Source organism: Pseudomonas reactans (genome assembly GCF_013385825.1).
Taxonomy (GTDB): Bacteria; Pseudomonadota; Gammaproteobacteria; order Pseudomonadales; family Pseudomonadaceae; genus Aquipseudomonas; species Aquipseudomonas reactans.
This window is the reverse complement of sequence record NZ_JACAPG010000002.1, coordinates 480,290-502,764: the sequence shown is the minus strand read 5'-3', so window position 1 is coordinate 502,764 and position 22,475 is coordinate 480,290. Positions and strand designations below refer to the sequence as shown.

Annotated in this window: 18 protein-coding genes; 12 read left to right on the top strand and 6 right to left on the bottom strand. The window is 60.9% G+C overall.

Annotated elements, in window-relative coordinates; genetic code table 11:
* Nucleotides 1-227: 227 nt before the first annotated feature.
* The 3 genes from HX868_RS02365 (at nucleotide 228) to HX868_RS02355 (ending at nucleotide 2,674) form a co-directional block, all read left to right on the top strand.
* Entirely contained in the window at nucleotides 228-1,544 is a 1,317-nt protein-coding gene (locus HX868_RS02365) for an OprD family porin (protein ID WP_033898687.1), read from the top strand.
* A 204-nt stretch (nucleotides 1,545-1,748) separates the two neighbouring features.
* Nucleotides 1,749-1,952 carry a tautomerase family protein gene (locus HX868_RS02360; protein WP_016979078.1) on the top strand — a complete coding sequence of 68 codons (204 nt, stop codon included), beginning with the start codon at nucleotides 1,749-1,751 and terminating at the stop codon, nucleotides 1,950-1,952.
* 20 nt (nucleotides 1,953-1,972) lie between these two features.
* Nucleotides 1,973-2,674: an SDR family NAD(P)-dependent oxidoreductase gene (locus HX868_RS02355; RefSeq protein ID WP_068933759.1), complete on the top strand. Its 702-nt coding sequence runs from the start codon at nucleotides 1,973-1,975 to the stop codon at nucleotides 2,672-2,674.
* Nucleotides 2,675-2,689: 15 nt separating this feature from the next.
* Here HX868_RS02355 and HX868_RS02350 read toward each other — a convergent pair whose 3' ends face one another.
* Complete coding sequence (locus HX868_RS02350; protein WP_246355467.1) at nucleotides 2,690-3,574, bottom strand: AraC family transcriptional regulator; 885 nt, start codon at nucleotides 3,572-3,574, stop codon at nucleotides 2,690-2,692.
* A gap of 125 nt (nucleotides 3,575-3,699) precedes the next feature.
* Here HX868_RS02350 and HX868_RS02345 point away from each other — a divergent pair, with 125 nt between their 5' ends.
* Nucleotides 3,700-4,191: a hypothetical protein gene (locus HX868_RS02345; protein ID WP_177001778.1), complete on the top strand. Its 492-nt coding sequence runs from the start codon at nucleotides 3,700-3,702 to the stop codon at nucleotides 4,189-4,191.
* Here the strand turns inward: HX868_RS02345 and HX868_RS02340 are convergent.
* The 5 genes from HX868_RS02340 to HX868_RS02320 form a co-directional block, all read right to left on the bottom strand.
* Nucleotides 4,175-4,924, bottom strand: a complete 750-nt coding sequence (locus HX868_RS02340; RefSeq protein ID WP_177001777.1) for a hypothetical protein — start codon at nucleotides 4,922-4,924, stop codon at nucleotides 4,175-4,177. The two genes, HX868_RS02345 and HX868_RS02340, sit on opposite strands and share 17 nt — an antisense overlap.
* A gap of 13 nt (nucleotides 4,925-4,937) precedes the next feature.
* Nucleotides 4,938-5,753 carry an acid phosphatase gene (locus tag HX868_RS02335; protein WP_246355466.1) on the bottom strand — a complete coding sequence of 272 codons (816 nt, stop codon included), beginning with the start codon at nucleotides 5,751-5,753 and terminating at the stop codon, nucleotides 4,938-4,940.
* A 14-nt stretch (nucleotides 5,754-5,767) separates the two neighbouring features.
* Nucleotides 5,768-6,613 carry a MipA/OmpV family protein gene (locus HX868_RS02330; RefSeq protein ID WP_177001776.1) on the bottom strand — a complete coding sequence of 282 codons (846 nt, stop codon included), beginning with the start codon at nucleotides 6,611-6,613 and terminating at the stop codon, nucleotides 5,768-5,770.
* Nucleotides 6,614-6,628: 15 nt separating this feature from the next.
* Entirely contained in the window at nucleotides 6,629-7,663 is a 1,035-nt protein-coding gene (locus HX868_RS02325) for a DUF1254 domain-containing protein (RefSeq protein WP_177001775.1), read from the bottom strand.
* A gap of 147 nt (nucleotides 7,664-7,810) precedes the next feature.
* Nucleotides 7,811-8,794 carry an AraC family transcriptional regulator gene (locus HX868_RS02320; protein ID WP_177001883.1) on the bottom strand — a complete coding sequence of 328 codons (984 nt, stop codon included), beginning with the start codon at nucleotides 8,792-8,794 and terminating at the stop codon, nucleotides 7,811-7,813.
* Between the two features lie 394 nt (nucleotides 8,795-9,188).
* On the opposite strand from HX868_RS02320, the gene HX868_RS02315 reads away from it, so the two are divergent.
* The 8 genes from HX868_RS02315 to pelG all read left to right on the top strand — a co-directional run bounded on the left by HX868_RS02315 (nucleotide 9,189) and on the right by pelG (nucleotide 22,340).
* Nucleotides 9,189-10,121 carry an NAD-dependent epimerase/dehydratase family protein gene (locus tag HX868_RS02315; RefSeq protein ID WP_177001774.1) on the top strand — a complete coding sequence of 311 codons (933 nt, stop codon included), beginning with the start codon at nucleotides 9,189-9,191 and terminating at the stop codon, nucleotides 10,119-10,121.
* Nucleotides 10,122-10,183: 62 nt separating this feature from the next.
* The gene (locus HX868_RS02310; protein WP_095014302.1) at nucleotides 10,184-12,997 is read left to right on the top strand and encodes a bifunctional glycoside hydrolase/polysaccharide deacetylase family protein; all 2,814 of its coding nucleotides are present in this window, start codon (nucleotides 10,184-10,186) and stop codon (nucleotides 12,995-12,997) included.
* The gene (locus tag HX868_RS02305) at nucleotides 12,975-16,574 is read left to right on the top strand and encodes a tetratricopeptide repeat protein (RefSeq protein WP_177001773.1); all 3,600 of its coding nucleotides are present in this window, start codon (nucleotides 12,975-12,977) and stop codon (nucleotides 16,572-16,574) included. The genes HX868_RS02310 and HX868_RS02305 overlap by 23 nt, the downstream gene beginning before the upstream one ends.
* Nucleotides 16,575-16,600: 26 nt before the next feature.
* Nucleotides 16,601-17,119: a hypothetical protein gene (locus HX868_RS02300; RefSeq protein ID WP_016979090.1), complete on the top strand. Its 519-nt coding sequence runs from the start codon at nucleotides 16,601-16,603 to the stop codon at nucleotides 17,117-17,119.
* A gap of 5 nt (nucleotides 17,120-17,124) precedes the next feature.
* Entirely contained in the window at nucleotides 17,125-18,492 is a 1,368-nt protein-coding gene (locus HX868_RS02295; RefSeq protein ID WP_246355465.1) for a PelD GGDEF domain-containing protein, read from the top strand.
* A complete protein-coding gene (locus tag HX868_RS02290) occupies nucleotides 18,470-19,465 on the top strand; it encodes a HEAT repeat domain-containing protein (RefSeq protein ID WP_095014304.1) in 996 nt (331 codons plus the stop codon). Before HX868_RS02295 ends, HX868_RS02290 begins: the two co-directional genes overlap by 23 nt.
* The gene (pelF, locus tag HX868_RS02285) at nucleotides 19,455-20,969 is read left to right on the top strand and encodes a GT4 family glycosyltransferase PelF (RefSeq protein WP_177001772.1); all 1,515 of its coding nucleotides are present in this window, start codon (nucleotides 19,455-19,457) and stop codon (nucleotides 20,967-20,969) included. Before HX868_RS02290 ends, pelF begins: the two co-directional genes overlap by 11 nt.
* Nucleotides 20,970-22,340 carry an exopolysaccharide Pel transporter PelG gene (pelG, locus tag HX868_RS02280; RefSeq protein ID WP_016979094.1) on the top strand — a complete coding sequence of 457 codons (1,371 nt, stop codon included), beginning with the start codon at nucleotides 20,970-20,972 and terminating at the stop codon, nucleotides 22,338-22,340.
* The last annotated feature ends 135 nt before the right edge of the window (nucleotides 22,341-22,475 follow it).

Here is a 22,475-nt window from a genome sequence, read left to right as displayed (position 1 = left end):
TCGCCTAAATACAGACGATTCGCGAAATTGACACATAGTTCCGGGCGCGACTAGGATTGCGCCCAACGCCTGTGGCTAACCGCCATGACTCATCCAATAAAAAAGGCCCGCGGCCTGTTAAGTCGTCCGCGGGCCTTCTTTTTTCCGGAATCAGTCGACACCAGAAAAAGCGACACGGAGCCTGGTGTCATAGCGCGTACTCAACCAGGAATAAGGAATACAAAAAAATGTTGAAGCAACGGATGAGTCTGATCGCTCTGGGGATTTTGAGCGCATCGACAGCAATGGCAAACGACCAGGACCAGTCCAAGGGTTTTATCGAAGACAGCCACCTGAACATCGCCGCACGTAACGCCTACATCAGCCGTGACTACAAGAACGGCAAGCAAGACAAAGCCGAGTGGGGCCAAGGCTTCATCGGCAAGCTCGAGTCCGGCTTCACTCAAGGCACCGTCGGTGTGGGTGTGGACGTGATCGGCCAATACGCTATTCGTCTGGACGGCGGTAAAGGCCGTGCCGGCGCTGGCGGTATCGACTTCTTCAAACAGGGCAATGGCACCACCAACCCTGATGGCTCGAACAACCCTGGCTCGGCACCACACGACCTGGCCAAGGGCGGCGCTGCCGTGAAGTTCCGCGTTTCCAACACCGTGCTCAAGTACGGTGATCAGTTCCCGGCCGTGCCTGTGCTGCAGTACGACAACTCCCGTCTGTTGTCGGAAACCTACACCGGTACCTCGATCGTTTCCAAAGAGATCGCCGGTCTGCAACTGGACGCGGGTCACTTCACCAAAGAAGCCCGTAAGAGCATGGAAGGCACCGACAGCGGTCGCCTGAAAAGCATCGACTACATCGGTGGTAGCTACAAATTCACCGAGAGCCTGTCGGCCGCGCTGTACGCCTCCGATATGCAGGACGTGCTGAAGAAGCAATACGTCAACGTCAACTACGTGCTGGCCTTGCCAGAGAAGCAGTCGCTGACCTTTGACTTCAACGGCTACAAAACCAAGCTGGACAAGAGCTTCGCGCTGGAAAACCAGAAAGACGAAAACGCGCGTGACAACAAGATCTGGAGCCTGGGCGCGACGTGGGCTGTCGGCCCGCACAGCTTCACCGTCGCGCACCAGCGCAGCACCGGCGACACCGGTTACCTCTACGGCGGCTACCGCAACGCTGGCGGCATCGGTGATGGTGGTAACACCATCTTGCTGGCCAACTCCTACTGGTCCGACTTCAACGGCAAGGACGAGCGTTCGTGGCAGCTTGGCTACGGCATCGACTTCGCCACCTTCGGCGTACCAGGCCTGACCTACAACGTTGCCTACGTTCGCGGTACCAACATCGACGACGGTACCAACCGTGGCGATGGCACCGAGCGTGAAATCTGGAACCAGTTCAAGTACGTGGTCCAGAGCGGTCCAGCTAAAGACCTGAGCCTGCGTGCTCGCGCCTCCTGGTTGCGTGTCTCCAACAACGCTGACCAGTACAACGTAGGCGGTAACGAAATCCGTCTGTTCGCCGACTACCCGATCAACGTTTTCTAATTGATCCGGCGTCGCGCCTGATTCCAGGCGATAAAAAACCCCGACTGGTTCGGGGTTTTTTTATGCCTGGCATTCCAGCGCTGTCTTGTTACACCGCAGTACGAATGAAGTACCCGTCCCCACCTTTATCCCCTTCCGACGCAAGCCTAAATTGGCCCCACTGCCCGCCCATCACCCCGATGGCCGGCCACTGGAGTTATCGCCATGCCCTTTGTCAGCCTGCGTATCACCCGTGATGGCGTTACCCCTGAGCAAAAAGCCCAGGTCATCGCCGAGTTCACCGAAACCCTCGAACGCGTCCTGCACAAACGCCCGGACCTGACCCACATCGTCATCGAAGAAGTCGATACCGATAACTGGGGCTACGCCGGCATCACCACCACCGAATACCGCAAATCCCAAGCCTGAATCCCTACTGGAGAACCCTCATGAAAAAAGTTGTCATCATCACCGGCGCGTCCCAAGGTATCGGCGCCGCCGTGGTCCAGGCCTACCGCGCTTTGGATTACCGGGTCGTTGCCACTTCGCGCTCGATCCAGCCGTCCACCGACCCGGACATCCTTACCGTCGCTGGCGACATCGCCGACCCGGCCACCGCCCAGCGCGTCATTCGCGAAACCCTGGCCACCTTCGGGCGCATCGACAGCCTGATCAACAACGCCGGTATCTTCATCGCCAAGCCATTCACGGCCTACACCCAGGAGGACTACGCCAATGTGCTCGCGGTGAACCTCAACGGCTTCTTCTACATCACCCAACTCGCCATTGCCGAGATGGAAAAGAACAACGCTGGCCATATCGTCAACGTCACCACCAGCCTGGCGGATCACGCGATTGACGGCGTGCCGTCGGTACTCGCCAACCTCACCAAGGGCGGGCTGAATTCTGCGACCAAGTCCCTGGCGATCGAATACGCCAAGCGTGGGATTCGGGTGAACGCGGTGAGCCCGGGGATCATCAAGACGCCGATGCACAGCGAAGAAACCCACGCGGCGCTCGGGCAATTGCACCCGGTCGGGCATATGGGGGAAGTGAGTGATATCGCCCAGGCGATCGTCTATCTGGAACGTGCTGGCTTTGTCACCGGCGAGATTCTGCATGTCGACGGTGGGCAAAGCGCGGGTCATTGATGAACACGTCCCGGCCTACCCCGGCCGGGCGTTGTCCTCCCGTGGCGAGCGACCAAAAAAGGCTTTGTAGGCGCGACTGAACGCCGCCTCGGACTCATAGCCAATCGCAAAGCCAATTTCGCCGATACGAGCGTCCTGTCTGGACAGCATGGTTTTCGCCAGGGTCAGGCGCCATTCATTTTGATAACGCAGCGGCGAGCGCCCGACCAGCGTAGTGAAGCGTTCACAGAAGTTCGAGCGTGACATCCCCGCAATTTCCGCCAGCGCGTCGATACGCCACTGCGTGCCCGGCGTTTCGTGAAGGGCCTTCAGCGCGCGGGCGATACGCGCGTCCGACAGCCCACCCAACCATCCGGAGGCCACACCCTGCTGCACCCAGGTGCGCAGAATGCGGATCACCACCAGATCGATAAGCCGCGAAATCATCAATGCACCGCCCGGTTGTGTGTCATGGGCTTCGAGCAACATGAAATGCAGGATGCCTTCCGACCAGGCGGCGGCTTCGGCGTGTTGGATATGAATCAGCCGCGGCAGGGCAAACAGCATGGCCTGGAAACTGCTCGCGTCGAACCAGAAGCGGCAGATGACCACGCTTGCGGCCCCATCCACCGCCGTCATCACGAGGCCCGCAGGACCGTGGGGCAGCAGGATGACATCGCCTGGGTTCAAGATCTGTGCCGGTTGATCGGTCACTTCCAGATGCAGTTTGCCGTGTTGAAGCACGCAGATATGCGCGCTCTTTTCATCAAGATCGAGGCCCTGCGCGTCGGCGAGCGCGCAGGAATAAACGCGATCGCCCGTGAGACGAATCTGAGCCAGCACCTGGGACAGCAAATCGCCTTTGGCCAGCCCTTCCAGCTGCATTTCCGGATGAATGATCAAGTTTTCCAAGGGATTCATCATGTCGCTCCAATCCCGCCGTCATTAAGCTGACCCCCGAGATCATAGCGTGCCGGCGTCATAGAGATGAACGTTTGCAGCGTTGGCCGTTTATGCACGTCATCCAACTACATGGGAACACAGAAATGTTCGGAATCTCCGCCCTTGGCTGGCTTCACACCCTTGGCAGCCTGCCGGCTATCCCACTGGCCGCCTACATGTTTATCAAGCACGGGCGCATCGTGCCTCGGTCAGTGCCGGGGTTGTTCTATTTTGTGTCGATGTTGATCGGCGGCTTCACCGTGTTCCTGGTGGCGCATCAACCCGTCAGCAACATCATCGGCGTCCTTACCCTTGCGCTGCTGTTGGCGGGTTATGGGGTAGGGCACCTGGCCTGGTTGGGGCGGGCGCGTGTGTACCTGGAAACGATCTTTTTGAGCCTGACCGCGTTCTTTCTGATGGTGCCCACCGTTTCTGAAACGTTGCGTCGCGTTCCCGATGGCCACCCCTTCGTGACGGACCTGCAATCGCCCGTGTTGCTTGGTGCGCAGGCGAGTATTGCGGTGGCGCTGGTGATCGGCCTGACGGCACAAATGATTCATCTGCGCAGAAAAAACCGTCTCAGAACCGCCCAGTGATCCCCAGCAACGGCCCTTTCTGAACGATGTCGTAGACGAAACCATCGTGACGATAATTCACGCCCATCGCCCGGTAGCCGGCCACGGCCGAGAAACCAGGCGAGAACTCCCAGCCTGCCAGCGCCGCCAGGTCCCAGTCTTCCTTGGATTGCCCGGCGCCCGCCATGCCCCAGGATGACAACCAGAACCGGTCATTCAACGCATAATGCCCGCGCAGCCCGGCCATGGCGTCGGCCCAGGTTGCGCTGTCGGAGCCGGACCGCCCTCCAGCGGGTCCGCCATGAAAGGTGAGGGTGGTGCTGCTGTACCAGACGCGCATCCCGCCGGCCACATCCAACCGCCGGTCTGCATCACCCCACACGGTATAGCCGCCTCCCAGGAACCCGGAGGCGGTTTTGCTTTCCACCTCGAGCTTGTTGGCAAGCTTGCCTCCAGGCAGGCGGTTGCGGGTGTCAGTGTCGATGTACATCAGGTCGGCGAGCACGCTGTAGGGACCACGACGCGCCTCGCCCATCAGCATCACCGACATATCCACCGTGCGTGCGATGTCGGAGAAATCGGACTTGATAAATTGGGTGCCGGTGCTGCGATGGCCCACGTGCCCGCGGATGCCGGCACCCCACAGGTAAGGTCCACCGTTGAAGGTCCAGCCCTCGCCGTCGGCGGCCGTGGCCAAGGTTGGCATTGCCGCAAAGGCGCCCAACACCAGCGTCAGGCGTCGTAAGTGCATCATGGCGTTTCTCCGATCAATGCTGGGTCAGCGAGAGCGCCACACTTTCCGCCCCACAGTCTTGCGTAGGTTTCAGGCCGGCTTTTTGAGCCGCCTTGACCTCCTCTTTCGCCGCCGCCAAATCCGCCAGGAATGCTGGATTGGCATGCAAGCTCGCCACGGTCGCGGCGCCCATAATGCGACCGGCATCCACGTCGCTTTGCCAATGTGCGTCGCAGATGACGCGGCTCTGGCCGAAGGACAATCCACGGGTCATCAACTCGGTGGCGCGTGCCGGCTGAATCTCGGCCAGCAGCAGCCCCCAGGCCCAACCGGCAGCGGAGTGACCCGACGGCCAGGAGCCATCCGTGCGCAGCAAGGGCTCCATATCCTTGCGGCAGGTGCCTTCGTTATGCGCCACGAAAGGTCGGGTGCGGTTGTAGGCATTCTTCCCGGCATAGGTGGAGCCGCCGGCGTCCGTCAGGGTGCGCTGCATCAAGGTATAAAGATGTGGCGTGTTTTTCTCGGTGATCGGTGTACCCATCGCGCAGGAGAAGGCTTGCGCCGGGCCTGGGAAGGCCAGCTCCGCGTCCGCCGCCGCGAGTGTTTCCCGGGCCGTGCCACGTAGCGACAATGCAGCACGCCGTGCTTCTTCATCCCGCGCAAGGGCCGCGGAGTCAGGTTTGGGTGGGGCGCCAAGCAAGGCCAGGCGCAATGGCAGATCCTTCGAGTCAAGATAGCCAGGGGCAAGCTTGAAATGCGGGTCTGTGATCTTGGTGACGGGCTCGTCGGCAAACGCCAGCCCCGCGCCGATCAGGCCGGCCAGCCCCAGCAGCATGTGATGTATGTTCATCGATTGTTCCCTGATCAGAATCGGTACAAGGCATTCAGATAGGCGCCTGCGCCCACCTTTTCACCCGTCAATGGACTGTTGCGCGCGTCTGAGACCAGGGCGTAGGTCTTGATGCCGCCTTCCAGCGCCAACTGTGGCTGCCATTGCCAGGTGAGGCCGAGCTTCAAGGTCACGTCGCGCATGCCGCCGCCGGGGTGGTATTCATCGAACTTAGTGCGCGCGGCTTGCTGGGCTGTGACGCCATAGCGGGCCATCATGTCGTTCTCATTGCTCCAGGTGCCGTACAGCGTCGAGTCCAGGATTAACGTCGAAGACAGCGCGTAGGCGGTGGCGAAGCCGGCTTCCAGATACTTCGTACGGCCCAGGTTTTCGCCGCCGTAGTTGCGGCTTTCACTGGCTTGCAGGCCGCGAACGAACAGGCGTCCGGCGGGTAGGATCCAGTAGGCTTCTGCGCCGATCAGGGCCGTGCTGTCCAGGTTGCCCATGCCCTTGAGGTAGTCGTCACGGCCACCCAGGGTGTGGATTCTTTCTTTGCGCCCCTGGTCGTATCCCAACAGCAAGGCCACGCCGAAGGGCGATAGCCCCGGCAAGTCCCAGCGCAGCCCGTCCGGGAAGGCCGCAGTGAACTTGCCCCAGTTTTCAGTCGGCAACACGGCCTTGAGTTTCAGTGACGGAAACGCAGCGTAGTGCGACGAACCTTCGTACAACGGGCCGACCGCGAGTCCGCCGCCAACCGTCACGGACGGCTCGCTGTTCGAGTCGCCTGCGTGTGCTGGCAACGCCATCGCAACAGCGAGAGTGATACCTGTAATGAGTGTCGTCGAATGCTTGAACACGTTTGAACCACCGAGCGTTGTCATCGATTTTTTCCTGAATTAGAGAGCGACAGGCTGCGGCTTCGGAAAACGCCATTGGCCACTCAAGATCTCGTCACTCGGCTGATACAGCCGAACCGTGTAGTTCCAGCCGGGCGTAGTCGGCAGGCAGTTGGCGATCTTCCCGTCACAGCTGCCGAACTGGATGGCAATCGAGCCGTCAGCACTTTTCTGGGCGGTTAAATTGTTCAGTGAATAGGCGTCATACGGGTTTTGCTGGAAGTAGCCGTCCGCGTTGTAAACGCTGACAGACCAGAAGCTTTTGACCGGGACAGCGCCGACCTTGAGTCGGTAAACGGTCTTGCCGTCGTTCGCAGGCATCACGCCGCCGAGGTAGATCGCATCCTTCGCCGGGTTGCCGCCCCATCCAGTGGCCGTGCCGATCAGGTGATGAATCGGATTGACCTTGCCCTTGGGACCAAACGACTGGTTGTAATCGGGAATCGTCGAGCCCAGTACCTCCAGGGCCTCACGCACTTTTGCCTGGCTGGCCGGGTCCCACTTCGGTACCACGAACTCCCCGACCTTGGCCTGGTCGACGGTGATGGCGTCCTGCAAGGCATGTACCTTTTCCAGGTCCTGGCGATCCGTGGGGTCAAAGAAGGTGCGCACGGCGACAAACACATAGCGTGTGCCGACTGCCTCCTTCGTCAGTGTCCGGCGGCCGGCGCCGTAGGTGACGATGGGCACGTAGTGGTCTTCATTGATCACCGCCATCGACATGAACCGCCCCTCGGCCTCAGGCAAGGCGATCGTGACGGGGCCGGCATCGAGGTCGAATACCGCTGATGAATACAGCGTGTCCCGATTCATCCGCACCACATTCTGGGCGTTGATGGGCACGGCTTCACGGCTATGAACAAAGCGGCCCAAGCTGCCTGTAGCGACCATTTTGCCCAGGTAGAGATCGGACTCGGCACGCGCAAAGTTATCCACACCCACCGGTATCACAGCCTCCGGGGATGACTGAGCGTGCGCACTTCCATAAGCAGCCAGCGCCATGGCGAAGAGGCAGGCCGTGGATGATGGGGTCATTGAAACCTCTGGGTTTTATAAGTTAGCGTTGATTTTTTGACTGTATAAGAACGCCCTGGCGCGAACTTGCCATTTGGTGCCAAAAGCACAGCGAGCGGGCACGCGAAGGCCTCCGCTGAGCGTGGCCCGAGGGATTAAGCGAGGGGGTTAACGATCGTGTTTCAAGAGGGCGCGATAGCGCGACGGTGGGCTGCCGGTCCAGCGCTTGAAGGCACGGGTAAAATGCGCGGGATCGCTGTAGCCGACCATGTAGGCAATCTCAGTCGCGCTGTACCGACCGCTGGCAATCAACTGGAGGGCTTCGCTGCGACGTGTCTCGTCACGCAGTGCATCGAAGTCGATGCCGCAATGTTCAAGGCGTCGCTGCAGCGTCCGCACAGACAGCCCGATCTTTCTGGAAATAGTGACCAGTTTGGAGAACTCCTGATCCGCGATCTGCTGGGCGAGCACGTCGGCGGCCGCAGCGGTCGAGTTCAAGGCTTGAGTGGTTTTCCAGGCGACATCCCGGACAGGCCGCAAGGGGATTTCCAGCAACTCCCGATCGAACTCGATCATGTTGTAGTCGGCATTCATGACCAGGTTGGGGCCCAGATACTCCTCAAGCGCCTCGTCGCCTGGTTCTCTCGGGTTCTTCAGGTGCACGCGTATGGCTCCCGGTGCGCCTGACATGAGCGGCACTTTTCTGAGCACCGCCAAGGTGCCGAAGATGACCTGCTTCGGATCCGCCCCGTGATGCCCGGTAAAATGCTGGATCAGTTTGGTCGTACGGCCTTCGGTGACAATCTTGACTTCGCTGCCCTGGTGCAGCAGGTCGGTATGAACGGCCGCCGCCGCGCACGCCTGGGCAAGGTTGGTCGAGCCCAGGATCAACTCGCCCCACATGCCGGTTGAGCGCACATCGGTCAAATGCCCGATCATCGCTCCACCGAAGGGATCCTGGGCGATGGCGGCCATTTCATTCGCGATATGAAAGCAGGCCGCCCGCGGCACCCAGGCTTCCGGGTTCTGGAAAACATGTGGGGATATGCCAAAACGCCGAAAGAACTCCAGCGGCGATACACCCCGCATGCTCAGGTAGGGAGCGATTTGGCGAAGCGTGCTGAGCTTGATGGCGGGCGGAGCATTCGTCATGGGGATCGTCTCGGCCATGATGCTTCGGAGACTGCGATTGGCGCAGTAAACACGATGCCTGGAAGGGTGACAAGAACGCTGTGTTCTATTAATGCCGTCAAATTAATGACTGTTTTTTGACGTCTGAGTGCCGTTTGGCGGCAAGTAAGACAATGCATTGACAGTCCCTTTAGGATCCAACATCATTCGCGACGATTTTGATGGCTCTAAGCCATTAAAATGACATTAGCGACGCGCATTCGTCCCATGCTGTGGTTCTTCAAGATTCAGGGATAAGGCGGCTTGGACTCGGATGGCCAGGCGACGTTGGTCAGGGTAGCCCTTAAACACTATCACCTTTAATTAGCGGGTTCGCTACTGCGTGCCTGCACTCGAGTCTTAGGAAGTAAACTTCATGGCTGTAGGACGAATTCTGGTTACCGGTGGTGCAGGTTTTATTGGGTCACATCTGGTAGAGGCTTTGCTGGGTAAAGGCTACAAGATTCGCGTACTGGATAACTTGTCGACCGGTAAGGTGGCTAACCTGCCCGCCGGGAATCCTGATCTGGAGTTGATGATTGGCGATGTCGCGGACAGCGCCGTGGTCGAACAGGCCATGGCTGATTGCAGCGCCGTCGTGCATCTGGCTGCAGTAGCGTCGGTGCAGGCTTCGGTGGACGACCCTGTCGCCACCCACCAGGCCAATTTCGTCGGCACGCTTAATGTGTGCCAAAGCATGCTCAAGGCCAGCGTGACGCGCGTAGTGTTTGCCTCCAGCGCAGCGACCTACGGCAACAACGGCGAAGGCACGGCCATCGCCGAAGACACCCCCAAGTCCCCACTGACGCCTTATGCCAGCGACAAACTGGCCAGTGAGTACTACCTGGACTTCTACCGTCGCGAACATGGCCTGGAACCGGTAATATTCCGTTTCTTCAATATCTTTGGCCCACGCCAGGATCCGTCTTCGCCGTACTCCGGTGTGATCAGCATCTTCACCGAACGCGCGTTGGCGGGTAAGCCAATTACCGTGTTCGGTGACGGCGAGCAAACCCGCGATTTTGTCTACGTGCAGGATCTGGTGAGCATTCTCGTCCAGGCAGTCGAGACCCGCGAACCGGCACCTGAAGCCATCAACGTAGGGCTTGGCCGCTCGACCAGTCTCAACGACCTGATCGCTGAACTGGGCAATGCCACCGGCACTGCGTTGAACGTGACATACCAGGCTCCACGCCAAGGCGACATCCGCCACTCGCGCGCCAATAACACCCGTCTGCTGGAGCGCTTTGCACTCCCGCAACCGACGTCCATCGGCCAGGGTTTGGCGCAGTTGTTGCGCAGTTTGTAGTTCGCCGGTCACTTCGCCCGACGTTTACGCAGTATTGGCTCAGTCATCTTCAAGAGTGAATTATGGAAATCGTTTTCCGCAGGACGCGTGTCCGCGCGATCGCTGAGCGGCTGTTTGCCGCTCTTGCCTTATTCGTCGGTGGGCCGGCTGTGCACGCTGCTGCTGTCTCTCAACCGAGCAGCGTGGCTTTCTGGTACGCCGAGCAACCGCCGTTGCCGGAACTGTCGCAGTTCGACTGGGCCGTGGTCGAGCCGGGCCACATGACACCCGCCGATGTGAAGACCTTGCGGGCGCTGGGCAGCCAGCCGTTTGCCTACCTGTCCATCGGCGAATTCGATGGCAACAAGGCCGAGGTCGAGAAAGCCGGGTTGAGCAAAGCGGTGTCCCCGGTGCGTAACGACGCCTGGAACAGCCAGGTGATGGACCTCACCTCGACGGCCTGGCGTGAACACCTGTTCGGGCGCGCCAAGGCACTGGAAGCGCAAGGCTATGCCGGCCTGTTCCTCGATACCCTCGACAGCTTCCAACTGATGCCCCAGGCCTCGCGCGAAAGCCAACGCGTCGGCCTGGCCAGCTTGTTGCGCGAGTTGCACAAGCGTCAGCCAAACCTGAAGCTGTTCTTCAACCGTGGTTTCGAAGTGTTGCCTGAGCTGGACGGCGTTGCCGCCGCCGTGGCGGTCGAATCGATTCATGCCGGTTGGGATGCTTCCGCTAAACGCTATCGCCCGGTGTCCGAGTCCGATCGCCAGTGGCTCGAAACCCACCTGCAACCGCTGCGCGCCAAGGGCGTGCCGCTGGTGGCCATCGACTACCTGCCACCGGAGCGTCGTGAAGAAGCGCGCAAGCTCGCCAAGCGTCTGCGCGATGAAGGCTTCATCCCCTACATCAGCACCCCGGACCTCAACACCCTGGGTATCAGCAGCATCGAGGTCCAGCCGCGCCGTATCGCGATGATCTACGACCCGCGTGAAGGCGCGCTGGAAGATGCCGCCGGCCATAGCAACCTGGGTGGTTTGTTGGAGTACCTCGGTTACCGTGTCGATTATCTGCCCGCCAACAGTGACCTGCCGCTCTACGGTTTCAGTGGCTTGTACGCGGGCGTCGTCACCTGGATGACCAGCGGCCCGCCGCAGGATGCACCCGCGTTCAATCGCTTTCTCAATGCACGCCTGGACGAACAGGTTCCGGTGGTGTTTTTCAGTGGCTTGCCGGTTGAGGACAAGCTGCTGCTCAAGCGCCTGGGCCTCAAGCGGGATGCCCCACCGGCCACTCAAGTGTTGACCATCACCCATCAGGACAAGGCGTTGCTGGGCGCCTTCGAGGCACCGGTGGTGCCTCGCTCGCGTGACCTGGCAGCGGTTTCTGTATTGCCCAACGGCCCAACCCCGGCGCTGTCCTTGAGCGGTGCCAATGGCGCCGTTTTCAACCCGGTAGTGGTCGGTAAATGGGGCGGCCTTGCGCTTGCGCCTTACCTGCTTGAAATCAACAACGAGCGCAGCCGCTGGATTCTCGATCCGTTCGCGTTCCTGCAGGCCAGCCTGCATCTGCCGGCGCAACCACGGCCCGACACCACCACCGAAAATGGCCGGCGCATTGCGACCGTGCACATCGATGGCGACGGTTTCCCCTCCCGTGCCGAAGTGCGGGGTACGCCCTACGCCGGTCGTCACACCTTGGACGATTACATCAAGCCCAATCCGTTCCTGACGTCGGTGTCGATCATCGAAGGCGAGATTTCGCCGCGCGGCGCCTTCCCGTTCCTGGCGCGTGAGCTTGAGCCGATTGCCCGTGAGATCTTCGCCAACCCTAAAGTCGAAGTGGCCACGCACACCTACAGCCACCCGTTTTTCATGCAGCCGGACAAAGCCAAGAAACGCGAGAACTTCAACCCGGAATACGGCTTGAACATGAAAATCGCCGGCTACAACAAAATCGATTTTCGCCGCGAGATCTTTGGCTCGCGCGACTACATCAACCAGAACCTGACCACCCCGCAGAAGCCGGTGAAGATGGTGTTCTGGCCAGGCGATGCATTGCCGTCCTCGGACACCATCAAGCTGGCGTATGACGCCGGCCTGAAGAACGTCAACGGCGCCGAAACCATCATGACCAAGGCCGACCCGTCGCTGACCGGCCTCAACCCCTTGCTGCGCCCGACGCCTGGCGGGTTGCAGTACTACGCGCCGATCATCAACGAGAACCTGTACACCAACCTGTGGAAAGGCCCGTACTACGGGTTCCGTGAGTTGATCGAGACCTTCGAGCTGACCGACAGCCCGCGCCGCTTGCGTGGCCTGCACCTTTACTATCACTTCTATTCCAGCACCAAGCAGGCCTCGATCAAGGCCATGCACGAGATCTACGGCTACATGCGTGAGCAGCAACCGATGTCGTTGTGGATGAGCGACTACGTCGATCGTCTGCATGGTCTGTACCAGTCGAGCCTGGCGCGTACAGCTGACGGCGCCTGGCAGATTCGCGGGATGGACGCACTGCGCACCGTGCGCCTCGACGCCAATATGGGCTGGCCGGATTTGCTCAAATCCCAAGGTATCGCTGGCGTTCGCGACTTGCCGCAAGGGCGCTACGTGGCCTTGAGCAGTGACCGGGCGTTGTTGGCATTGCGTGCTGACAGAGACCCTCGCCCAGCACTGGAGGAAGCCAACGTGCCGTTACTCGATTGGCGTTACCTGGACGATCGTCGCGTGAGCTTTTCCTTCGCCGGTCAGTTCGACCTGACCTTCTCCGTGCGCTCGGCAACCGCCTGCCGCGTAGAAGTCGATGGGCAGCGATTCGCGGGCAAGGCTTCGGCCGGCCTTTGGACTTTTCAACTTCCTATGAAGCAGGTGAGTAATGGTCAACTCCTCTGCAACTAAAAGCAGCCGCCTGCTCAATCCATGGGCACTGGCAGTGGTCGCGGTGGCCGTGGGCGGCCTGCTGTGGGCGACCTTCCAGCGTGAAGAAGTATTTCAACCGGACGGGCGTGAACCCGACGCCGTGTCGGCTAACTATGCCGAGCTGTTGCTGACGGCGCACCCGGACGACGATCGCTTGCGTTTGCAACTGGTCGATTTGCTGATTCGCCTCGGTGACTACACCAAAGCGCGTCAACACGTGGATGCTTGGCCCAAGCCACAGCCGGAAATCCAGGCCTACTATCGCCTGGAACTGGATGCGCTGATCGCGGCCAGTGGCAACGACCTGATCGCGCAACAGGCGTTGGTCGAGCGTCTGCAAAGCTTCGACCATCGCAAGCTGCCGGTGGCCCAACTGCAAAACCTGGCGAAGCTGGCGCTGAACCTGCAGGCGCCGGCATTTGCCGCCACGGTGTTTGAAGAGATCGCAGGGCGTGATCCGGCGCAACATACCGATGCGCTCAAATCAGCCGCACAGTGGTACCTGGCGGGTGAGCAACCTGCGCGCGCCGCAGACATCTATCTGCAACTCAAGCGCGACGCCCGACAGCCGAGTGAGCAGCGTGAGTATGCGCAACTCGCGTTCAACAGCCTGCTCTCGGCCGGACGTGACGAGCAGGCCGCGCAAGTGCTGGCTGACGAGTTGCCCCAACTGAAGAACCCGCAAACCGACGTAGCGTGGCTGGAGCAAGGCGTGGATATCGCCGTTGCAACCAAGCAGTTCGACTTGGCCCAGCGGGTGCTCCAGCAGTGGCATGACCTGGAGCCTGACAACCGCAAAATCCTGGTCAAGGAATTCCAGGTGCGCCTGTCTATCAATGACCTGGCGGGTGCGTGGGAAACCGGTCAGGAGCTGGTGGTCGATTACCCGGATGACACCGCGTTGCTGGAGCAAATGGCCAAGCTCGGTGAATGGCGCGGCGACAACGAGGCCGCGCTGGACTACTGGATTCGCTTGCTCAAACTCAAGGAAGACCCGAAAGTCCGCGAGCACGCCTGGCGCCTCGCCAGCCTGCAATTCGACTTTGCCCGCTCGATTCCGCTGCTTGCTGAAATCATGCAGCAGCGCCCGCTCACGGATATCGAACTGGATGCGTTGATCTACGGTCATGAGTCACGCGGCACTCCCGCTGAAGCCGAATCCTGGTTGCGCGCTTACCTGCGCAAGTACCCGGCCCATCGCCTGGCCTGGACGCGCTTGTTGCAGAACCTGGAAAACACCGGGCAGTTCGCGGCCAAAGGCAAGCTCTACAAGGACTATGCCAAACGCTACAAGCTGACCACCGCCGAATTGGTCGATTGGGCCAGTACGGAAATGAAGCTGTTTGATGAGCAAGCGGCCTGGGAAGTGGTGAAGTCGGACGACGCCTCCATCGATGACCCTGAGTACTGGCGCACCCGTGCGGCGCTCGCTTGGGACCTGGAACGCGACGAAGACTTGCGCGTCTCCCTGGAAAAGCTGCTGTCCCTCAACGGCAAGCTGACCAGTGGCGACGAAAGCCAGTTGATCACCCTGTATCGCACCAGCGATCCCCAGCGCGCCTTGAAGTTGATGGTCGACAGTTGGCACCGCGCCCAGGACCCGCAACGGTTGGTCGAGGCGTTGCAACTGGCCCAGGAGCTGCAGGAGTGGGATCAGGTCGTGGCCCTGTTGGAAGACGCCAAGAAATACCCGGCGGCCTACGAGCAGGCCCAGGTCCTGGCAGTACGCGGAGCCTTGGCGGTGGAGCAGGGCGACACTGCCGAGGCCGAGCGTCTCTATCTGTTGGGCCTGTCGCGCTACCCGGATGACAACCTGTTCCGCGAGCGCTTGACCTGGCTGTACGTCGACCAGGCCGACACGGCAAAGCTCAAACCTCTGCTGACCAAGTGGCGTGCCTATGCACGGGAAGACCGTCTGCTCTGGCTGCCGTTCGCCAGTGCCAGCCAGCTATTGGGGCGCGATGCCGAGGCGTTGGCCTGGTATCGCCTGTACCTCAAGCTCAGCCCGAACGACTGGCTGGTGCAGGCGGCGTATGCCGACGCACTGGAAACGTCCGGCTACCAGGACGCTGCCCAGCGCCTGCGCTTGAAGTTGCTGCGCAGCCCCGAAGCCGAGAACCTGCAACCCTCGTCCCAGCGCTATGCGATCTGGCTGCGCTTGATGTCGAGCAGCTACTCGCCGCAAAAGGCCCAGCAAGCACTGCTGAAGTGGAAAGACGGTTCGCCAGCGATGAAACAGCTGTGGTTCGAACGTCTGCTGGCCCGCCTGGATGCGACCAACCAGCAAGCGCAGAAAGACGACTGGCTGGCCTGGGCGCGTACCCAGGGCCTCAAGGTCGACCGTTACGAGCAGATCCAGGAAGCCTTGCGCAGCCGTAATAAAGCCCAGGTCGAAACCCTGTTGGCCAGCAGCGACCTGAACCCGGCGCAGCGTGCACAAGCGCTCAGCCGTTTGGGCCGTACCAACGAGGCCCTGGAAACCAGCCTGTCTGCACTGGGCGACGACCAGCAGGATTCGGTAAACGAGCAACTGCGTCGCCAAGCGGTGGAGATCCACGAAGCCACCCCGCAAGGTGCCTTGCTGTCGTATCAGAAACAGGACTTCGGTGGCTTGTCGTTTGACTCGCCGCGCCTGGAAATCGCCCACAACCTGGGTGACAACTGGTACGCCGATGTCGAGATGGAGCACGGCAACTATAAAGGCGACGACGTCATCTCCTCGCGCATCGGCGACGAGAGCAACGCGGCCCTGACCTTGGTGCGCTCGGTGGAAAACGGCAGCTGGAAGCTGTTCGCCGACACCAGCCAGCGTAAGGACGACGACCGTAACGGCCTGGGCCTGTCGCGCATGTGGCAGTTGGGCAACAGCCACCAGATCGAAACCGGCCTGGACTGGCATCGCAAGAGCGACGACAGCGGCCTGATGCGTGCTTTCGGCCAACAGGACCGCGCCTGGGTCGGCGGTCGCCATGGCCTGACGGCACGGGACCAATTGAGCTGGGAAGTGGCACAGCGCTCGTTCTCGACCCGTGCCGGCGACTCGTTGGGCAATGGTCATGCGCTGAAGCTGGAGCTTAACCACACGCTGGAATTCGCCGGGCCTAACTGGACGGTGCGCAGTGGCGTGGATTACCAGAAGAACAACGTGAAGGATCGCAACCTGGATTACCTCTCCAGCGATTTCAAAGGACCGATTCGGGTGCCTGATGTCGCGCCGCCTGAGCCTGGTGATCCGATCGAGTTGCAGACCATCCCGTCGGGCGATCTGCTGCAAAGCCGCTACGGCCAACTCTACGTCGGCACGTCCTGGCGTCGCGGCATCCCTGGCGCGCTGGTGCGCAGCAAGCCGCAATACACCTGGCTGGTGGACATGACGGCGGGCTGGCAGTGGACCGACCAAACCTTCAACTATGGCATCAACACCGGCGTCGGCTTCGAAGTCCTGGGTGACGACGAACTGGCCCTCACCTTCGGCTACCAATCTGCGCCACAGGGCGGGGATGGCAAGTCCGGCGGCACAGTGGGTATGAGCTACGGCGTGCGTTTCGGGCGCTGATTACAGAATCTACGGGAGAAAAACCTATGCAAGCAATTCGTAACCTGAGCCTGGCTCTGACAGTCCTGTTCGTCGCCGGCTGCTCCAGCTTCACCAGTGAAAACAGCCCGAACCTGCCGCGTAATGCGCAGTGGGGCATCGTGCCGATGATCAACTATTCGCAGACCCCGCAGGCGGGTGAGCGCAGCGAGCAGATCCTGCTCAGCGTACTCAGCAGCCACGGCCTGCAACCTCGGGTCTACCCAACCAGCACCCAGGGCGAACAGGCGCTGATGGACGACAATGAGCGCCTCACCGGTGCCCTGGAATGGGCCCGTGAGCAGAAGCTCGATTACGTCGTCGCCGGCAGCGTCGAAGAGTGGCAGTACAAGAACGGCCTGGACGGCGAGCCAGCGGTGGGCATCAGCCTGCGCGTGCTGGAAGCCAACAGCGGTCGTGTGCTCTGGAGCAAAAGCGGCGCGCGCGCCGGCTGGTCCCGTGAAAGCCTGGCGGGCAATGCTCAGACGGTAATCGACAAATTGGTTGGCGCCCTTCGATTCGAGTGAACGCAATGAATTCTCCACACATGGATTACAGCCTGGCGCCTCGCGCCAGCGGGCCGGTGTCTTGGCTGGAAACGCTATTGGTGACGGGCTTGGCCATTGGTCTTGGCTTCTGGCTGACTCCCGAAGACCCGTTGCAGATGCACGGTGGTTTCCCCTGGCCAATCCTGGCGCCGCTGCTGTTGGGTGTGCGTTACGGTTTTGTGCGCGGCCTGTTCAGCGCCGTGTTGCTGGTGGCGGCGCTGTTTGCCCTGCGCTACACCGGGCATGAAGGTTACACCCAGCTTGAGCCGTCGTTCATCGTCGGTGTGCTGGTGTGCGGGATGCTGGTGGGCGAGGTGCGCGACCTGTGGGTGCGCCGCCTGGAGCGCCTGCAGATGGCTAACGAATACCGTCAGTACCGTCTCGACGAGTTCACCCGCGCCCACCAGATCCTGCGGGTGTCCCATGACCTGCTGGAGCAACGCGTGGCCGGCAGTGACCAGAGCCTGCGCAGCTCGTTGCTGGGCCTGCGTGAAAAACTGCGTGGCATGCCGGTCGAAGGCGACGCACTGAGCGAGTTGGCCGAGCCGATCGTGGCGATGCTCGGCCAATACGGTGCACTACGTGTGGCGGGCCTGTACCGCGTCGACGACAGCGAGAAAAACGTACTGCCCCAGGCCTTGGCGATGATCGGCGTGATGGGGCCGCTGGAAACCGATGACGGTTTGATCAAACTGTGCCTGGAGCGCGGCGAACTGGTGAGCGTGCGTCAGGAACTGATCGACGCTGGCAACGCCGCGCAGTTTTCCTCGCTGCAGGCGTGCATCCCGTTGATCGATGCCGAAGGCCGTCTGCTGGCGGTCCTGGCGGTTCGGCACATGCCGTTCTTTGCGTTCCAGGATCGCACCCTGAGCCTCTTGTCACTGCTGGCTGGCCACATTGCCGACCTGTTGCGCCGCGATTCGCAAGTGCTGCGCCTGCCCGATGCGGACGCCCAGCAATTTTCGTTGCAACTCAAGCGGTCACTGGTGGATGTGGAACAACACACGTTGCCTGCCGGGTTGTTCGCGTTCGAGATGACACGCGCCAACGACGAACTGACACGCTTGATGGCGCGCAGCCAACGTGGCCTGGACCTGCACCTGCCGGTGCGCAATAACCGCGATCACGCGTTGTTGCTGGTGCTGTTGCCGTTGACCAGCCCGGAAGGCACCCAAGGCTACCTCGCACGTATCGGCCTGTTGCTGCACGAACATTTTGGCATCGACACGGATCTGGACAGCCTGGGTGTACGGGTCATGCCTTTCAATCTGGAGCCTGGCTGTGATCGCAACGGGCTGCGTAACTTCCTTTACAACGAGTGTGGCCTGAATGATCAGCAAGTGGCTGTTTAGCGGCGCCGTGTTGTTGGAGGCGGGCAGTTGGGCCAGTTTGTGGCTCGATGCGCCGCAGGTCCACCAATTGCTGGTATTCACCTTTAGCCACGGATTGGCCTGCCTGATGCTCTGCGGCGCCGTCTGGTTGCTGTTGCCGGCACGCTACCGGGCGCCCTTGCCGTGGAGCCCGTTGTTCATTTTCAGCCTGGCGTTCTTTGTGCCGGTGATCGGCACCCTGGGTGTGGTGGCGTCGATTTTCCCGGCGCTGTATTTGCCGCGTAAACGCGACCAGCAAGCGTGGCAATCGGTCGGCATTCCGGGCCTGCCGTTCCGTGCGCAAGCTCAGACGCGCACGCCGATCTTCGCCGATGGGGGGTTGCAGGACGTGTTGCGTCACGCGCCCAACCCCGATCAGCGGCTGGCCGCCCTGCTGGCGACACGCCGCATGCCGGGCAAGGACGCAGTGCCCATCCTCAAGCTGGCCTTGGGTGACCCCAGTGATGACGTTCGTCTGCTGGCGTACTCGATGCTCGACAAGCAGGAAAGCGACATCAACCTGCACATCCAGATGGCCTTGGAGCAGTTGGCGGGCGTCAGCCCTCGCACGGCCGGCCCGGTGCACAGCATGCTGGCGCGCTGGTATTGGGAGCTGGCCTACCTCGGCCTGGCCCAAGGCAGTGTGCTTGAGCACGTGCTGAGCCAAGCCAGTGAACATGCCGAGCAAGGCCTGGCGGCCGGTGAGGGCGGTGAGCTGTTGTTGCTGGCCGGCCGTATTGCTCTGGAACGCGGTGAAAATGAGCGCGCTGAAGCCCTTTTGCACGAGGCTGAGCGAAACGGCCTGGGTGCGGCTCAGTTACTGCCTTTTCATGCCGAACTGGCGTTCGAGGCGGGGCGCTATCACGAGATCCCCGGACTGCTCGCCAGCCTGCCGGAAAAAACCCGTCAGCGGCCACCTTTTGCTGAGTTGGTGAGGAGCTGGAATGAATCATAAGGAAGCCACCCCGACGGCCGACATCTGCCTGCTGCTGGAAGGCACCTGGCCTTACGTGCGCGGCGGTGTATCGAGCTGGATTCACCAGATGATCCTCGGCCTGCCGGAACTGACGTTTTCGGTGATGTTCATCGGTGGTCAGCGTTCGGCGTATACCTCGCGGCGTTATGAAGTGCCGGCGAACGTGTTGCACATCGAAGAGATGTTCCTCGAAGACGCGACGCACCCCGCCGACACCCGTGGTACGCCACGCGATGCCGACCCGCAGCAGCTGGCCGACCTGTATCGCTTTTTGCATCACCCGGATCCGCCCGAGCGGGCGCTGGGGGAGCGCATGCTCAATTGCATCGCCGAGGGCCACATGACCCTGGATGATGTACTGCGCAGCCGGGCCAGTTGGGAAACCCTCAGTGAAGGCTATCGCCAGCATTGCGCCGACCCTTCTTTCGTCAACTATTTCTGGACCCTGCGCTCGTTGCAGTCGCCCTTGCTGATGCTCGCCGAAGCCTCGCGCAAGATGCCGCCGGCGCGCGTGCTGCATTCGATCTCCACCGGTTACGCCGGGCTGCTGGGTTGCATCCTCAAGCATCGCTGGAAGTGCACTTACCTGCTGAGCGAACACGGCATCTATACCAAGGAGCGCAAGATCGACCTGGCCCAGGCCACGTGGATTGCCGAAACCTCCGGGCAGGCGCTCAACCGCAGCCTCGACGGAGGCTCGGGGTACATCCGCACGCTGTGGGTGCGCTACTTCGAACGGATCGGCCAACTGGCCTACAACAGCGCCGACAAGATCATTGCCTTGTATGACGGCAACCGTCAGCGCCAAATCAAGGATGGTGCCGACCCGAGCCGTACGGAGTTGATCGCCAATGGCATCGACCTGTCGCAGTGGTCCCGCGCCATGGAAACCCGTGAGCCGGGCATTGCGCCTGTCGTGGGTTTGATCGGGCGCGTGGTGCCAATCAAGGATGTGAAAACCTTCCTGCGCGCCATGCGTGGTGTGATCAGTGCCATGCCGAACGCCGAAGGCTGGATTGTCGGCCCCGAAGAGGAAGACCCGGAATACGTCAGCGAATGCCGCAGCTTGATGGCGAGCTTGGGGCTTGAAGGCAAAGTGCACTTCCTGGGCTTCCAGCGCATCCAGGACATCTTGCCCAAGCTGGGCCTGATGGTGCTGACCTCGATCAGCGAGGCGCAACCCTTGGTGATCCTCGAAGCCTGGGCTGCCGGTACGCCGGTGATCAGCAGCGACGTGGGTTCATGCCGCGAACTGATCGAAGGCGGCAGCGCCGAAGACCGCGACCTGGGCGTGGCGGGCAAGGTGGTGGCGATTGCCGACCCACAGGCCACGTCCGCCGCCATCCTCGAACTGCTGCGTAGCCCCGAGCGCTGGAAGGCTGCACAGGCCGCCGGCTTGCTGCGGGTCAACCGTTACTACACCGAAGCCTTGATGCTGCAGCGCTACCGCGACCTGTACCAGGCAGCCATGGAGAACAGTTAAATGGCCGGCATTGGCTTCGAACTGCGCAAGATCCTCTCGCGCGACTCATACACCGCCACCTTGCACGCTTATGTGTACGCGGGCCTGATCAGCTCCGGCCCGTGGGTGCTGTCGATCATCAGCGTGATGCTGGTGGGGATCATCAGCCTTGGGCTGCTGTTGCCCAACGCGCTGGTGGGGCAGTTCCTGGTCACGGTGACCTACCTGATGGCCAGCTCGTTGATCCTCACGGGCGGCCTGCAGTTGTTCTTTACCCGCTTCGTGTCCGACCAGTTGTTCGAGCACAACTACGAGCAGATCCTGCCCAACCTGCTGGGTATCCTGTTGATGGTCACGGTCGGCGCCGGGGTGCTGGGGATCATCGTGCTGGCGGTACTGTTCGATCAGCCGCTGATCTACCGCGTGCTGGTGCTGTCGAACTTCGTGGTGCTGTGCAACCTGTGGCTGGTGATCATCTTTCTCTCGGGGATGAAAAAGTACAACCGCATCCTGCTGGTGATGGTGGTGGGTTACTCGCTGATGGTGGCGAGCGCCTACCTGCTTAGCTTCCTGAAAATGCCTGGCCTGTTGCTGGCGTTGTTGATCGGGCACGGCAGCCTGCTGTTCCTGTACCTGTACGACATCCTGCGCGAATACCGCGCCGAGAAGATGATTGCCTTCGATTTCCTCAATCGTCGTAACGTCTTCCTCAGCCTGTTGGTGACCGGGTTCTTCTACAACTTCGGCATCTGGGTCGACAAAATCCTGTTCTGGTTCAACCCCGGCACCTCCAATGCGGTCATCGGCCCGCTGCGCGCCTCCATCCTCTACGACATGCCGATCTTCATCGCCTACCTGGCGATCATCCCCGGCATGGCCGTATTCCTGGTGCGCATCGAAACCGACTTCGCCGAATGGTACGACCGCCTGTTCCGCGCCATTCGCGACGGCGAGACCTTGCAGCACATCGGCTCGCTGAAAACCGAAATGACCCTCTCCATCCGCCAGGGCCTGCTGGAAATCTGCAAGGTCCAAGGCCTCACCGTGGTGCTGCTGTTCCTCTTCGCCCCGCGCCTGCTGGAGTGGATCGGCATCTCCAGCTACTACTTGCCGCTGTTCTACATCGACCTGATCGGCGTGAGCATCCAAGTAGTATTCATGGCGTTGCTCAACGTGTTCTTCTACCTCGACAAACGCCGTGTGGTGCTGGAGTTGTGCGTACTGTTCGCCGTGCTCAACGCCGCCCTGACCCTGCTCAGCATGCACCTGGGGCCTAGCTTCTTTGGGTATGGGTTTACGCTGTCGTTGCTGGTGTGCGTGTTGCTGGGGCTGGCGCGGTTGTCGTCGGCGCTGGAAGATTTGGAGTATGAGACGTTTATGTTGGCGCGGTGATTGGCGGGTCGTGGATGTGAAAAAGGCACTTGCCCGGTTTGGGTATGTGCCTTTTTTGTTGCTGAGCGTTTTGGCGATGAATCTTGACCTACTGACTTATGAATTGATCGGCATCCGTTTGGAACCTGTAGTAAC

Coding starts and splice junctions, on each gene's coding strand:
- HX868_RS02350 (WP_246355467.1), bottom strand. CDS start 3,574: ATGAATCCCTTGGAAAACTTGATCATTCATCCGGAAATGCAGCTGGAA.
- HX868_RS02345 (WP_177001778.1), top strand. CDS start 3,700: ATGTTCGGAATCTCCGCCCTTGGCTGGCTTCACACCCTTGGCAGCCTG.
- pelG (WP_016979094.1), top strand. CDS start 20,970: ATGGCCGGCATTGGCTTCGAACTGCGCAAGATCCTCTCGCGCGACTCA.
- HX868_RS02360 (WP_016979078.1), top strand. CDS start 1,749: ATGCCCTTTGTCAGCCTGCGTATCACCCGTGATGGCGTTACCCCTGAG.
- HX868_RS02315 (WP_177001774.1), top strand. CDS start 9,189: ATGGCTGTAGGACGAATTCTGGTTACCGGTGGTGCAGGTTTTATTGGG.
- HX868_RS02330 (WP_177001776.1), bottom strand. CDS start 6,613: ATGACAACGCTCGGTGGTTCAAACGTGTTCAAGCATTCGACGACACTC.
- HX868_RS02295 (WP_246355465.1), top strand. CDS start 17,125: ATGAATTCTCCACACATGGATTACAGCCTGGCGCCTCGCGCCAGCGGG.
- HX868_RS02325 (WP_177001775.1), bottom strand. CDS start 7,663: ATGACCCCATCATCCACGGCCTGCCTCTTCGCCATGGCGCTGGCTGCT.
- HX868_RS02305 (WP_177001773.1), top strand. CDS start 12,975: ATGGTCAACTCCTCTGCAACTAAAAGCAGCCGCCTGCTCAATCCATGG.
- HX868_RS02310 (WP_095014302.1), top strand. CDS start 10,184: ATGGAAATCGTTTTCCGCAGGACGCGTGTCCGCGCGATCGCTGAGCGG.
- HX868_RS02290 (WP_095014304.1), top strand. CDS start 18,470: ATGATCAGCAAGTGGCTGTTTAGCGGCGCCGTGTTGTTGGAGGCGGGC.
- HX868_RS02320 (WP_177001883.1), bottom strand. CDS start 8,794: ATGACGAATGCTCCGCCCGCCATCAAGCTCAGCACGCTTCGCCAAATC.
- HX868_RS02335 (WP_246355466.1), bottom strand. CDS start 5,753: ATGAACATACATCACATGCTGCTGGGGCTGGCCGGCCTGATCGGCGCG.
- HX868_RS02355 (WP_068933759.1), top strand. CDS start 1,973: ATGAAAAAAGTTGTCATCATCACCGGCGCGTCCCAAGGTATCGGCGCC.
- HX868_RS02340 (WP_177001777.1), bottom strand. CDS start 4,924: ATGATGCACTTACGACGCCTGACGCTGGTGTTGGGCGCCTTTGCGGCA.
- HX868_RS02365 (WP_033898687.1), top strand. CDS start 228: ATGTTGAAGCAACGGATGAGTCTGATCGCTCTGGGGATTTTGAGCGCA.
- HX868_RS02300 (WP_016979090.1), top strand. CDS start 16,601: ATGCAAGCAATTCGTAACCTGAGCCTGGCTCTGACAGTCCTGTTCGTC.
- pelF (WP_177001772.1), top strand. CDS start 19,455: ATGAATCATAAGGAAGCCACCCCGACGGCCGACATCTGCCTGCTGCTG.